A 14,664-nucleotide genomic window follows, 5' to 3' on the forward strand; every position below is an offset into this window, starting at 1 on the left:
GAAATTTTGAAACGAAAAAGGCAAAAAAGGGAAGCTGTCAACCAGCCACCATCATATCAAATATCTTATTTAAACTTACCACGCTTTCGAGTGGCTATCTATAATCTAATTGTTCATCTTTAAAGTAATTATCTATAAACAGAGGAAATGCACTAAGAATTGATACGCAGTTTGATGGAGTAATATAATCATCTATTTGCTTTTTATACACATCGAATTGTTCCACTGAATTCTTTATTGGAAGATCATAATCATTATTGACAATCCAATTAGCTTTCCTTAGATGTTTAACAATAATTTCATTCCAGTTACTTTTTGAGATCTGTTGTAAATCATTATAAGGGTTCGTACCTGAAAAGGTACTTTTATACCGCCTATTATCAGAGATAGCACATACTTTATTTTTAAATGGTTCCAGCTCTTTAATGGCCTCAACCATTGGATAGTTTATATACAATAAACCATTATCAGTTTCATTATTAAATGTTGCTAATAAGTTTAATATTTTACTGTTATCAGCTCTTGTATCATGACCGTCATGATCGAAAAATAAGTAAATTTCACCGATGTCACTACTGTCTAAATCTTGTAAACCTTGAGATGACGGCATCTGCTCTTTTAACACCTCAAAAACATCTGCATGTTCATCTCTTCTGAGTACATCATACAAAGAATAAATATTACTTCCAAATACACTGTATATAATACTCGAATCTTCAGAAAAGAAATGGTGCTGTAAACAATCACCTATCTTTGGTTCAGTCTTTTGACCTTCAAAAATAAATAATATTTTATAACTCATTAAACATACCAGCCTTAAACATCTTTTGATTGTTATGGGCTTTTCTTAAATCTTTATTAGTTAATTTATGGAAAGGTTTAATACTATTTTCTGTCATGTTAAAAAGACAGTCGGGACGCATTAACTCGTTTGTCATTAAATCGGTATTATGAGTGGTTAATACAATCTGTACATTTGAGTTTTCTTTTAATTTCTTAACCATTTCAGTAGCTAGTAAGTAATGGTAGAACGCATCAAATTCATCTATATAAATAAAAGTTGATCCATGTTCATTAACATGTTTTTCCAGTATTAATAAAGATACATATAAATGCCCTAAGGCTAAAGTGCCTGTAGAAGCCACATCAAAAAAACTTATTGATTTTGATCCATAGTCAAATGCAATATGGGGTTCATCTTCACCGACATCAATAGTAGTTAATTTACATTTGATATTTGAGTTATTTAAAAACTGCTCAAACTCTTGTAAACCGTTCTTTTTGGATAAAATATGATGGGAAGCTAGTGAAGCTTTGTAGCTCATCGTCTTATGAGTGTCTACTGTCTTTATAAGCCTCATGAACCTAATGAACTTCATTAATTTCGTAAATACTTTAACATTTATATCTCGTTCATCTAAAAGTGTATTGTTACTAATGTATTTAATAAATGAAATATTATTATCTGCTAAATCAGTTTTAAGACTTTCAGCACCTTTTAAAGTCACTGTGCCTTTTGAACTCTTACGCTTGTCTATTGTAGCTACAACTTGACCGTTTATTGATAGTTTCTCAGCTAAAACATTGTCTAAATTTTCTTTGGTATATTCATAAATGACAATGTTTTCACCAAAGGCAAATTCGTATTTGAAGTCAGCACATTTTTCTTTAGTAAATGCATTAATATAATTATTGTAAGCAGACCTTTTTTCACGTAAATCCCAATCAGTTAAATGAAACTGAATGTCCATTAATGCAGATCCTAAGTTGGATTTACCGCATCCATTGATACCATAAATGAGCGCTTTGAAAGCAGTATTATCTTTAATACATTCTTGATTAAACTCAAAATTCTTAGTAGTGGTTAAATCAAAAGTGAACTCATCTTCAAAGCTTTTAAAATTTTTAACTGAAAACCTACACAACATTTTTAACACCTATTATCAATAAAATTAATGTAAAGTATACCTTTTTAGTAACACTTACAAAATTTGCCGTAAAAAAACTACGGCAATTGAATCTAGATTTATATATTGTCAAATCATAAACCATTTTTTAACTTTTCCAGAGGATGAAACCGCTCCAAAGTCTTCCTCAAATGCTCAGGTTTCAGTTCATAATAATGCTGAAGCGTATTCAAACTGCTATGACCCAACAGTGGGTCTTTGTGCATTCCTGCATAAGCTTCGCATGGGCAAAATGAACGATCTGCAGCGCAGCGATCTTTCGATTTTTTCCGGGAAACCCACATTCCAATACTGAATAAAGCTGCGGATAAAACCTATCGATTCGTATGGCGATCCCCGGGGACAGCTATTTCTCACTTATAAATTGCGGACTTCGCAAAGTTGAGAATATAAATCTCATCAATAATGAAGTGTAATACTCTTCCCCAGTCATTTCTTGCGTTTTCATTACAATTAAAGAGCTAAGTATAACTTTGCGCTACGGTAATCAATGAATAAAGAAAATGATTCCAAGTTATTTTTTATGTGAATCATTTGTGAAATTTTAAAATAAAAAGTTTAAGAATTATGAAGGAAGTTAAATATAATCCATTGCCATACATTAATTTAGGGCGTGTTAAAATGAAGCTTTTTACAATTTTCACAGTTCTCATTGTGCATGGCTCGTTTGCTCTGCCACAGCAGGACCTTAAGGCGCTTTTTAAGATTTATTGCTATGAATGTCACAGTAATAAAAAGGTCAAAGGTAAGCTGAATTTAGAGACTTTTTCTTTTGATAAAGATGACCCGAAACTGGAAGATATTTGGGAATCTGTTAGGCACGAGGAAATGCCTCCCGAGGACGAAAAACCCCTTCCAGAAAAGGAAAGAACAGATTTGTTGAATTACGTCGAAGGGCTTCTAAGTCAAAAGTCCGGCGAAGTCACGCCTATGAGGCGCCTGACTAGGTACGAGTATGACAACTCTATAAGAGACATCTTTGCTTTAGAAAAGAATATTTTTGCTATGCCGAGTCGATTTATAAAAGAGGATGCCGAAAAACCTTATTTTAATCCCAAAAGTAAAAAGATGCCCGATAAGATACTTATCGGAAGTCGACTGACTCAGCTTGGTCTGGAAAAACCACCTTATGGCGTGGCTCCACTACCCGTAGATTACAAGGAAGAAAACGGCTACGATAATAATGTTGAAATGTTGAGTTTTACTCCCAAGCTTATGTCTAGGTACATGGATTTAGCAAAAGAGCTATTGAATAACAAGAAGTTTAAAGATGCCAGTCCCGTGTGGAAAGAACACTTTGTTTTCAATGGCCAAAAAGGAGATGAATTAAAGCAGGCAGAAGCTTTTCTATCCGACTTCCTGGTAAAAGCTTTTCGCAAACCTTTAAGTGATGAGCAACTTAAAAGATACGTGGGCTATTTTGCCGAGCGTCACAAGTTTCATCAATTCTCATACACAGCAGCGATGACTGATGTGATCTCAGTTATTTTGGCATCTCCGGATTTTCTTTACAAGAAGCCAAATGAGAATAAAAATTATTCTATAGCCTCGAAATTATCCTACTTTTTATGGGGCTCTGGACCTGATGATCGCTTATTAAGTCTGGCAGCTGACGGCAAACTCGTAGAAGAAGAGGTCATCAAGCAGGAAGTTGAAAGAATGCTTAACGATAGAAAAACAAAGCATTTAACTTATGGCTTTGCGGCTCAATGGCTTCATTTAGGTAACCTGCTGGCTTTCTCTCCCGACCCCGAAAACTTCCCGGATTACTTTCTCGATAAGCATAAGCAAAACAACATCGGTCAATATCTGATCTTAGAACCCTTGCTCTTATTTGAAACTATTCTGGTCGAGGACCGTAGTATTTTTGACTTCATTGACAATGATTACAGTTATTTTAACAACACACTTGCTGACTACTACAAAATAGATCAGAAAAACAATAATCCAGCTGGTGAGCCGGATAAGAAAAAAAAGAAAACCTGGCGCAAAGTTAAGATTAATAAAAATGAAAGCAGAATGGGGCTCATTACTATGGGAGCCTGCCTTTCTCTAACCTCTCATTCAAAGAGAAGTGCGCCTATTTTACGTGGTGCCTGGTTTGCCAATGTGATTTACAATGATCCGCCACCGCCGCCACCTGCTAATGTACCATCTCTGGATGAAGAATCTAAAGATGTAAAGGGCTTAACGATAAGAGAGCAATTGAGAATACATAGCGAGAACGATAACTGTAAGATATGTCATGCCAAAATTGATCCCATGGGTTTTACGCTTGAAAGTTTTGATGCAGTTGGAATGTGGAGAGAGAAGTATGCCAATGGCCGAGACGTTGATACTTCCGGGAAAATATTCGGGGATTCATATACGACCCTGCCGGATTTCAAAAAAATCATGATTGGCAACAAAGAGGTTTTTGCAGAGGCTTTTGTTAAGCACCTATACGCTTATGCATTGGCCAGAAGTGTTGGTTACAATGAACAAGATGACATCAAAAAAATCCTTGCAGCCAGCAAATCTAATGGGCATAAGATGAGAGATGTCTTATTAGAAATCGCTTTAAGTGAACCATTTTTAAGACAGTAGAGGTAATACATGAATCGCAGAGTAATATTAAAGAGTTTATCGGCAAGTATTTTATTGCCTTCACTGGAAGCTTTCTCCAGCCCCAAGTCAGCCAATAATGATATCAAGCGAGCCTTGTGGTTTTATCTTCCAAATGGAGTGAATCCCTACAAATGGTTTCCATCTACGGTCGGGGACTATGAGTTTACGCCTAGTTTATCACCTTTAAAAAATCATAAGAAAGACGTCGCAGTCCTCAGTGGCCTAGATAGAATCCACGCTACAGGTACAGACGTTCATGCCCAATCAGGCTGCTGTTGGTTAACGAGCTCAGCTCACCATGAAAGAACCGATGGTGCCTATCCTCTCAATACAACATTGGACCATGTGATCGCATCGAGTTTACCGCGTGCTACGCCATTTCCAACTTTAGCAGTGAACTGTAATGAAGATCCCAATGTTCGAGAGACCAAACACTTTGATACAGTTTCCTGGTACGGTCCGGGTTATTCAGCCGCCAACTATAAATCACCTTTAGGCTTGTTTAATACTTTATTTAGATCTAAGGCAAATATTGATTCCAGTATATTGGACCTCATCATGTCTGATGCAAAATCTTTGAAATCCAAAGTTTCAGGTCACGATGGAGAGAAACTTGACGAGTACTTCACATCTGTCAGAGAATTAGAACAAGAGTCTTTATTATTGGCTCAAAAACAACAGGAGCTCTCCAAAGTCACTTTTCCTGATGACGAAATGGAGCCGGTTAAACGAAGTGAGTACATGAGACTGATGGGTAAACTTACTGTAATGGCTCTTAAACTTGACCTGACGAGAAACGTTACTTTCATGGCAGGCCCCGAACGCTGGTCTTCACCACTCTTTTTTGATGGTGAATTTGATAAAAAAGTCGTTCACCACAGCCTGACCCATAAAGAAGATCAGCAGGATAATGTCGCTAAAATTGACCGATTCTATGTTCAGCAATTCTCCTACATTTTAGATGAATTGAAAAAGTCTAAAGATCATCAGGGCAAATCATTATTTGATTCTACCACCAGTGTGATGGGCAGTGGACTCGGTTATGGTTTTGATCACAGATACGACCGTTTGGCTGTCGTTGTGGCTGGTAAAAATGTTAAAGGCAATGGTCAGCATACCGCTTTCTCCAAAGGTACACCTTTATCCAATCTGTGGCTTAATATGGCACAGCATATGGGAGTGAAGAAAGATAGATACGCGGATAGTACCGGTTCTTTACAAATCCTTTAAAACCGCCGACCTCACGTTTTTCATTTTTAAAATCTAACCCTAGCAGTAAAATATGTTCATGAGCCCTAAAAATGTAATCACAGTTATATTTTGTGTCATCAGTTTTCTGGGCTCAGGTATCGTTTTAGGACAAGATAAGCTTAAGTGGGATAATTCCGCTTTGGACGGAGCAGGTATGCCAGGTTTAAAGTATCAGGCGGTCTCCTTCTTTAAGGGTAATTATCTCTTTAAGGGTGCACTGGACGTGATTCCCTATCAGAATAATAGCGATGAAGCGGAATTGTTGATTCTAGGGCACAGGGGTAAGATCTGGTCGGTACCGGCTCATGGCCTAGAGGACCGTGTTGAGCGCCATCTGGTGACGGATATAAAATCGCATTTTAAAGATATGGGGCAGGGTAAAAGTTCTAAACACTTTCAATTATTGAGTGGAGTACTTGATCGAGACTGGCCCAAAATCCCCCATTTGTACTTGGCAGTTCATCAGCAGAACGGTTTAGATGGACGCTGCTTGATCGTGCGCTACAAAGTGACAATGGAGTCTGGATTTAGCCTAGAGGGAAAACCTGAAATCGTTTATAGTTGGAAGACTATTACTCATAATGGCTGTGATCTGAAGTGGGGTCCCAAAGACGGTTTTCTTTACATCTCTGCCGGGGATGGATCAGTCCAACGCGATCCGGGTAAAGTGGGGCAGCAGGTTAACGTGGTTAGGGGATCTATTTTACGTCTTGATGTGCACAGCAAGCCTGAGCCGGGACGTAATTATACAGTACCTGGCGATAATCCCTTTGTGGGAATGGACGGTGTTTTACCTGAAATATGGGCCTACGGCCTGCGCAACCCCTGGCGCATGTGTTTTCATCCCGTCAGTGAGGAACTGTGGGCAGCTGATAATGGCGAAGATCTCTGGGAGATGCTGTATTGTGTGAAGCGAGGTTCCAATGCCGGTTGGTCCTCTTACGAAGGTTATCAGCCTTTTCATCGTGACTTAGCCTTAGGTGGACCCAATACTCAACATACACTTCCCAGGCTGGCACAGCCCCATACGGAATTGCGCTCAATTATTGGTGGTGTTTTCTATCGAGGTAAAAAATTTCCTGAACTCGCGGGGCACTACATCTATGGCTGTTCTATAACCCGAGAGATTTGGGCCGTGGCTTATGATGCCCGTAAAGACACACTGGGGAAGCCCTTTCGAATTGCTAAAATTACTTACGGGACATTGACCTCAATATGTGAGGATCACCAACAAGAGTTATTACTGCTTTCCTTATCTGGCAGCATAGAAACTTTATCCCGACGTGAAGGTGAACAAAGAACTCGTCCCTGGCCAAAGACTTTAGCTGAGACAGGTCTGTTTAATCATGTCGCTTCACAAAAACCGTCTGAAGGCGTAATGGAATACAAGGTGCAGGCGGAGGCTTGGGCTGATGGCGCCAGTGCCCGTCGTTTTCTAGCTCTTCCCAAGAGTCAAATCACGAAGAGAGGGGGTAATCGTTATTACAGTAGTCTATGGATCAACGAAGGAGGAGCACTGGTAAAAACATTTTATTTAGATGGGGCACCTGTGGAGACTCAGGTTCTTTACAATAGTGGAACCTGGCAGGGATATACTTATAAGTGGGATTCTGAAGGCAAGACGGCAAGCCTGGTTCCGGAACAGGGCGAAACGGTACAAGTCAAACGCGACTCAGGGAAAACACAAATCTGGCGTTTTCCCTCTCGCTCAGAATGTATGATTTGCCACACTCAACACAGCCTCTTTGGCATTGCTTTCACAGCTCCGCAACTCAATAGAACTGACCCACAGGGGCTTCAGCAACTTGACGAATGGCTGAAAACAAAAGTTTTGAAAAATAACAATGACTTAAAAAAGCGGCGGGAAGTGAGGCTTGCGGATCCTTACGATCCCAAGAGCGGAACTTTGGAAGAGCGGGCACGGGCTTACCTGCACATAAATTGTGCCCATTGTCACCACAAGACGGGAATGGGGGGACGCGCAGCAATGGAATTGGAATACCATGTGCCATTGGCAGAAACAGGTTTGATTGGTGGAGCACCGAAGATTGGCTTGCTTGGCAAAGCAGAGGCCAAACTGATTGTTCCGGGTAATGCCGAGCTATCTGAACTTTTGGGACGTATGAATCGGCGCGGTGCAGGGCAGATGCCCCTATTTGGTTCCCACGAAGTTGATGAAGCCGGTGTGGCCCTTATCCGTGACTGGATCAACTCACTGCCTAAGTGTGAGCCACCTATGAATTTCAACAAAAATAAAGTACATCCATAGGAGATAGTATGAGTGATTTAACGAGAAGAAATTTTATAAAAGCCCTTGGTATGAGCGGCGTAGCGGCTTCCTACGGATGCAATACTGTGTTGCCGCAAAGTCAGCCACCGGAAATTTCCGCCAGTGTTTTTCCCTGGGATTTGGCTGATGAAGGTATAGAGAATGTTCTGGATAACTTGCAGGGAAGGGCTGGAGCCAATTCTATCTACATGTGTAACCTTTCTCAATCCATCCGCCCGTTCCGTGGTGGTGAATATACTCATAATCCCGTAAGGAAGTCTTACACATGTGAAGATTGCCATATTTACTGGAAACCGGATATGAAACACTATGGCAAGATCAAACCCCTGCGAACTAAGCGGGATTTCCTGGCAAAATCAGATTGGGTAGAGGATCTCACGACGGCCTTGCGTAAAAGAAAAATGAAGTCCGCAGTTGAGCTCTTTCACGCTTGGATTGATCCAATAAGGTTGCAAGAAGAGTTGCCGGATGCCATTCAAATAAACGTCTTCGGCAAGCCCGTCATCACCCATAATTACAAAAATCACGTTGTTTGCCATAATAGCCCCGAGTTTCAGGAATACGCTGTGGGCCTCTATTCCGATCTTGCGGCCAACTATGACCTTGATTACATACAGACTTGTTTGGTTCCCTACGTACTTCCAACAAAATATTTCGTGCAAAACCTCCCCCCCGACCCCATAGAATGGGCATTGGTCGCCACTGAAAAAGGCGGATGCTTCTGTAATCATTGTGTCTTTGAGGCAAAAAAGAAAGGCTTTGATCTCAAGGAGGCACAGAAAGAACTTCAGGTTTTGGCAAAGCAGGATAAGAAAGCCATAATGGATTCCGGGATTACTGCCGAAGAGTATCTCAAGCAAAATCCTGTATTAAAACGTTGGCTGGATTTCCGCTGTGAGTCAATCAATAACTTTTTCCATTTAATCAGCAGCGCTGCGAAATCCTTCAATCCAAATATCGACATTCGCTGGAATCACTACGTCCGTACCCATAGTTATTACTCTGGTGTTGATCTGCCTTCTTTCATGAATCATATCGATTCCATCCGAGCCAATGCTTTTGTGGAACATCAGGACAACATGAAGCTTGTCCACGATAAAGTGAAGTACCTGGAGAACTTTGAAAATGTTGCCGGTGATCACGTTCACTGGGTGGCAGCTTTGGATATCCGCGGTAAGAATCCGGCCGTCCTGGAGAAAAGTGCCGAACTATCCTCATACACCGGCTGTGATGGTTATGCCTTAAGTCATTACGGCGGAGCGCAATTGAAAAACCTGGATGCGGTTAAGCGCGGCCTTCAGAAATCCAAATGGTCAAAGCACTTCAAATAGAAAAATTTTAAAAAACTACGGTAGAAAATTATGTATAAAACCTCCACTAAATTAATCACCTTGCTGTGTTGTGTCGTCAGCTTTTTGACTCATGCTCAGGATAAACCCAATGTCGTTTTTATTTTGAGCGATGATCACGGCTGGATGGATTACAGCTTCATGGGACACCCACACGTTAAAACTCCTCACATAGACCGCTTAGCGGGTGAAGGCCTTGTCTATGATCGAGGTTATGATACAGCGTCCATGTGCCGTCCATCACTGGCGAGTATTGTGACGGGACTTTACCCGCATCAAACAGCAGTAAGAGGCAATCATTCCATACCGGCAAAATATATTGAAGCTTTTAAAACGATGGATAAAAAGGAGGCTAGAACACTAACTCGCAAGCATGCTCAGCTTATGACGGCTTCGCTTAAAAATGCTCCTTCCATGGTAAAGCAATTAAATGATAATGGCTATGCAACCTTCAAGGCAGGCAAATGGTGGGAGGGAAATCCCCTTGATCACGGTTTTGAGGGCACTTACAGCAATCAGATTGGCCGTAAAACCATGAAGCCGATTCACGATTTCGTAAATAAGGCTCAAGAGGACAATAGACCTTTCTTTATTTGGTACGGTGTTTTCCTGCCGCATACACCCCATAATGCTCCGGATCGTCTTTATAACAAATACAAAGATCTGGCCCCCAATGAATCCACTGCACGCTATTGGGCGAATATTGCCTGGCTTGACGAGACCTGTGGCCAACTGGTGAGTTTCCTAAAAGAAAAGGATCTTTACGACAATACACTTTTTGTTTATGCCAGTGATAATGGTTGGCTGCCGGACCCTAAAGAAGTCGGTGGTTATATACGTTCGAAAAAAGAAGCTGTTGAAATAGGTATACGTACGCCAATTTTTTTAACCCACAAGAATAGGATTGCTCCCCAACGCGATAAAGAAACATTGGCCAGCGCTATTGATATAGCTCCAACTATTTTGAAAGCTTGTGGTATAGAGCCGGATAAAGCTATGTCCGGGCTGGATTTGAGAAAACCTGAGCTCCTGGCCAAGCGTGGCAGTATCTTTGTCGACATCTATGATCGCGATATCAATATCGAGGAGGTCGGAGATTTACATAGTGATATACTCGCCCGTGTTGTGGTCAATGGTTGGTATAAACTCATTGCTCGCCCGGATAGCTACGAACTCTACGATTTAAAAAATGATCCAGATGACCGCAAGGATATCTCTGCTAAATACCCCGAAAAGGTAAAGGAACTCTCTACTTTGATGGATCAGTGGCTGCAAGAAACTCCCATGGTTTTTTAGAAGGCAGCTGATTGATGAAATTGCATTTAAAACTTTCTCTAGTGCTTAGCACACTTTTAATGGCTTCTTGCACGTCCTTTACTGATAGTAAGCAGGTCGACGTCAAATTACATGATCCGGATCTGCTTTGGGCTGATGCGAGTCACCTGGCTTTAAGTTCAACAGCGGATGGCAAACTGTTTATGGGTTTTTCGACTCATTGGCTGGACCTGAATGCAGAGGTGCTTTCCTATGACCCTGAAACTGAGAGCTTTGATAAGCCCTTTGGTTTAGGTCGCGTGACCGGCGTTAAAGTTGGGCCGGGAGGTGAAATGTCTCAGGGTAAGATCCATACACCTTTTTTTGAGAATGATAAAGTCATTTATTTTGGGACCGCGTTCGGAGTCGCTGGATACAAATGGCATAGGCAGCGCAAAGCTTATGCAGGTGGTTGCTTTGTAGCATATGATCAAAAAAGTGGCAAAGCTAAAGTAGTGGGGCGAGCTCCCAAATTGGAGGGGATTCTAACTCTGGAGCCGGACTTTCCGCGCAATTGTCTTTACGGCATAAGCTTTCCAAACGGTCTGCTGATGCGCTGTGATATTGGTACGGGAGAAGTTAAAATTCTTGGCCAGGTTGATGACCAATACAGAAAGAGTAAAGCTATGGCAGACTCAATAGATGTGACTCGCTGTCTAGTTATTCATCCCGAAAGCGGAGTCGTCTATGGAAGTCGTAAAAATGGCGAAATCTGGCACTATGATCCAGCAAAAGGAAAGATTAGTGAAACCGGTCTTAATGTGAAGCAGGGGATTGTTGGGCAAGCCGACGATAAGGCTCTTGCGTCTTCCCATTGGCGCATGGCACTTCTTTCACCTGGTAGTGACAAAATTTACGCTACTCATCAGGGAACATGCTCTTTATTTGAATTAGATCTTAAAACTAAATCAATCACTCCGCTAGCTCGTATTTGCTCGGATGCAGACCTCAATACCATGGGCAATATTAGAGGCAGTCGTCTCGCCTTTATTTTAGCTGACGGAAAGATACATCACCTCACACACGGACCGGCAGTCAAGGTGGAAGGACGTAAACTTAATCCAAATGATCAGGTCTATTATGTGACCTATGATTTAAATTCAAAGAAACGAATTGATCATGGTCCTTTGATGGCACCGGGTGACATTCGCGTTTGCGATTCCGATACACTGGCAATGCTGCCGGATGGGCGCCTGTTCTCACTGGCATCTATTGAGCTGATTGATCCTGCCAGAATTGAGGAAATGCAATCAGGCGATCAGGGAAAAAGATTGTTTCCAAAATTAGGTGGTCGCGGAGTCTACTTTGACATGCAGTTAGTGGAACTGCCAATTGTAGAAAAATGACCAAAGCGATAAGTAAATAAAACTTCTGAATTTTGAAAAAAACATAAAATATTACATAGGATAAGAAAATGAAAAACTACACAATGAAAGCATTATTACTGCTTTGCTTGATGAGCTTTAGCTCACCGCTTTTTGCAGAGAACAAGTCGGGCCATAAAGCAGCTTTAGAAATAGGGGGGCTGCGCTGCGCAGACCGCAAATTTAAAGTGACAACTATACCGGAAAGCTTAAAAGGTTTTAAATGTTATCCCATCAATCGCGGTGATAAACTGAAGCCGGGGGCTGGCATGACTTTCAAGTTAAGCGCTCCCGCAGAAGTTTATTTAGCGGTAATGGATCGTGGGAATCCAACACTTGAGCAAGCTTGGGAAAAGACAGATATGAAGTTGGATTGGATGGGAGACCACGTGCCATTTAAAGACCTCATTTACAAGAAATCGGCTCCAGCTGGAGAACTGAAGGTTTCCGAGCACGATGGCTCAGCGGGTAAAAAGAAGAAAACTTTTGGTATTCCACACCTGCTTATCGTACCTGCAAATATTGAGGTAAGTATTTCTCCGTCAAAAAAACAATTAAAAAAAATGTACCCCATCCATAGAGATAAATTGAAGCCGGGAGCTAGCTTGACTTTTAAATTGAGTGCTCCCACAGAAGTTTATTTAATACTAATGGATCCAGACTATCCAGAACTTGGCGATGGTTGGGAAAAGACAAATGAGAAGATGGATTGGACTACATTATAAGAAAAAGGCTTCTGCTGGTTTACACACTATTCCTGAGCCCAATAGTTTATCGGGTACAAAGAAGACAAGTCAAGGTGTTTCTCATTTACTTATTCTCCCTGTAAATATTGAGGTAAGCTTTTCTCCGTCAAAAGAAGATTAGGAACAGGGCATTCTATGAAGCGTTTACTATCATTTCTTTTACTTGGAGTTGCGGCTAATAGCTTTTTAGCAAGTTTAGATTTAGCTGCGGATCAGAGCAGCAAGCAACCCAATATCATCTTTATTTTGGCGGATGATTTAGGCTGGTCAGATACAAGTCTTTATGGTACTACCAAGCTCTATCAGACTCCGAATATTGAGCGTCTGGCAAAGCGGGGGATGACTTTTAGTCGTGCTTATTCGGATAGTCCACTTTGTTCTCCAACTCGGGCGAGCATACTGACGGGGCAAATCCCCTTACGTCACGGATCGACTAGGCCCGAGCACCATACGAAGGCCGTTCGCATGGCCCCCACTTATAAAAATAATACCCCTGCGAGTAATAAAGTAATCTCAGTAAACACGGCAACACGTCTCGACAATAAATTGCCAACTCTGGGGAAACTCATTAAAAATGCCGGGTATACTACGGGTCATTTTGGTAAATGGCACTTAGGCCCTAAGCCTTATTCCCCTCTAGAACATGGCTTTGATGTAGATATACCAAATCATCCAGGTCCAGGTCCTGCAGGTTCATATGTGGCACCATGGAGGTTTAAAAATTTTAAAGCTAATTCCCCAAAAGAGCATATTGAAGATCGCATGGCTGAGGAGGCGATCGCCTGGATGAAATCAGTAAAAGATAAAGGTCCATTCTTTATGAATTACTGGATGTTCTCAGTGCATGGTCCATGGAATGCAAAGCAGGACTTGGTCGAAAAATACAAAAAATTGATTCAGCCTGGCGATAGGCAGCAATCGGCTATTTATGCCGCGATGATTGAATCCATGGATGACGCTGTCGGTTCTTTACTTAACGCGGTAGATGAAGCTGGAATTGCCGATGAAACAGTGATTATATTTGTCTCCGATAATGGTGGCAATATGTATAGTAAAATCGATGGCGTTTTTCCGACGGATAATTACCCCCTGCGTGGTGGTAAAGCATCCATGTGTGAAGGTGGAATTCGCGTTCCCTGTGTTATCTCTTGGCCGGGTGTTACCCAAGACGAAACCCGCTCTGAAGAACTTATTCAGACCTCAGACTTTTATCCGACAATCCTCAATCAATTGGGAATTGAGATCCCAGTTGATCATAAGGTTGATGGTATTGATATAAGTCCGGCCTTAGCTGGTAAAAAGCTCAATCGCAAGGGCATTGTAAACTACTTTCCTTTTCCTGCTATGGTTCCGGATTGGGTGCCATCATCCATATCCCTCCATTCAGGGGACTGGAAACTGCTTCGCCTTTTCCATCAGGGCGAAAATGGCGCTCACGCTTATAATCTTTATAATCTCGCTGAAGACATCGGTGAAAAGAATGACCTGGCTGATAAATACCCCGAAAGAGTGAAAGAAATGGACCGCATCATAGAGGCGGTGATCCAGGATACGGGAGGACTTGTTCCTAAGCCAAACCCAAATTTCGACCCGGCGCAATATCGCCCGCAACAGATTGGCAAACCCACTGAGGAATTCATGAAGAAACACTGGAAGACCAGTAAGAAGAAATAAATACGCTGAAAATTGCTTCGCCGGTTTTAATCGGCTCCCAATTGCGAACTCCGCAAACTCACACGCAAAAAGTTAAGGTGACAGGAATCAGGTAGCAGTTCC

Annotated in this window: 11 protein-coding genes; 9 read left to right on the forward strand and 2 right to left on the reverse strand. The window is 41.5% G+C overall.

Annotation, left to right across the window (positions count from 1 at the left end; all coding sequences use genetic code 11):
* Window positions 1–94: 94 nt before the first annotated feature.
* Both LNTAR_RS13320 and LNTAR_RS13325 read right to left on the reverse strand, forming a co-directional pair.
* Window positions 95–802: a hypothetical protein gene (locus LNTAR_RS13320; protein WP_007279236.1), complete on the reverse strand. Its 708-nt coding sequence runs from the start codon at window positions 800–802 to the stop codon at window positions 95–97.
* A complete protein-coding gene (locus LNTAR_RS13325; protein ID WP_007279237.1) occupies window positions 792–1,928 on the reverse strand; it encodes an AAA family ATPase in 1,137 nt (378 codons plus the stop codon). Before LNTAR_RS13325 ends, LNTAR_RS13320 begins: the two co-directional genes overlap by 11 nt.
* Before the next feature lie 660 nt (window positions 1,929–2,588).
* Between LNTAR_RS13325 and LNTAR_RS13330 the strand changes: the two genes are divergently transcribed.
* The 9 genes from LNTAR_RS13330 to LNTAR_RS13365 all read left to right on the forward strand — a co-directional run bounded on the left by LNTAR_RS13330 (window position 2,589) and on the right by LNTAR_RS13365 (window position 14,562).
* A complete protein-coding gene (locus LNTAR_RS13330) occupies window positions 2,589–4,553 on the forward strand; it encodes a DUF1592 domain-containing protein (protein ID WP_007279238.1) in 1,965 nt (654 codons plus the stop codon).
* Between the two features lie 9 nt (window positions 4,554–4,562).
* Window positions 4,563–5,804: a DUF1552 domain-containing protein gene (locus tag LNTAR_RS13335; RefSeq protein ID WP_007279239.1), complete on the forward strand. Its 1,242-nt coding sequence runs from the start codon at window positions 4,563–4,565 to the stop codon at window positions 5,802–5,804.
* Window positions 5,805–5,862: 58 nt separating this feature from the next.
* Complete coding sequence (locus LNTAR_RS13340; RefSeq protein ID WP_157473572.1) at window positions 5,863–8,094, forward strand: PQQ-dependent sugar dehydrogenase; 2,232 nt, start codon at window positions 5,863–5,865, stop codon at window positions 8,092–8,094.
* An 8-nt stretch (window positions 8,095–8,102) separates the two neighbouring features.
* Entirely contained in the window at window positions 8,103–9,446 is a 1,344-nt protein-coding gene (locus LNTAR_RS13345; protein WP_007279241.1) for an alpha-galactosidase, read from the forward strand.
* A gap of 30 nt (window positions 9,447–9,476) precedes the next feature.
* Window positions 9,477–10,760, forward strand: coding sequence for a sulfatase family protein (locus LNTAR_RS13350; protein WP_007279242.1), 1,284 nt, complete (start codon window positions 9,477–9,479; stop codon window positions 10,758–10,760).
* A 14-nt stretch (window positions 10,761–10,774) separates the two neighbouring features.
* Window positions 10,775–12,124, forward strand: a complete 1,350-nt coding sequence (locus LNTAR_RS13355) for a hypothetical protein (RefSeq protein ID WP_007279243.1) — start codon at window positions 10,775–10,777, stop codon at window positions 12,122–12,124.
* Window positions 12,125–12,192: 68 nt separating this feature from the next.
* Complete coding sequence (locus LNTAR_RS13360) at window positions 12,193–12,867, forward strand: hypothetical protein (protein WP_007279244.1); 675 nt, start codon at window positions 12,193–12,195, stop codon at window positions 12,865–12,867.
* The gene (locus LNTAR_RS27225) at window positions 12,839–13,009 is read left to right on the forward strand and encodes a hypothetical protein (protein WP_007279245.1); all 171 of its coding nucleotides are present in this window, start codon (window positions 12,839–12,841) and stop codon (window positions 13,007–13,009) included. Before LNTAR_RS13360 ends, LNTAR_RS27225 begins: the two co-directional genes overlap by 29 nt.
* A gap of 14 nt (window positions 13,010–13,023) precedes the next feature.
* Window positions 13,024–14,562 (forward strand): sulfatase, encoded by a 1,539-nt coding sequence (locus LNTAR_RS13365; RefSeq protein WP_007279246.1) that lies wholly within the window; start codon window positions 13,024–13,026, stop codon window positions 14,560–14,562.
* Window positions 14,563–14,664 lie beyond the last annotated feature (102 nt).

The sequence above is a fragment of the Lentisphaera araneosa HTCC2155 genome (assembly GCF_000170755.1).
Taxonomy (GTDB): domain Bacteria; phylum Verrucomicrobiota; class Lentisphaeria; order Lentisphaerales; family Lentisphaeraceae; genus Lentisphaera; species Lentisphaera araneosa.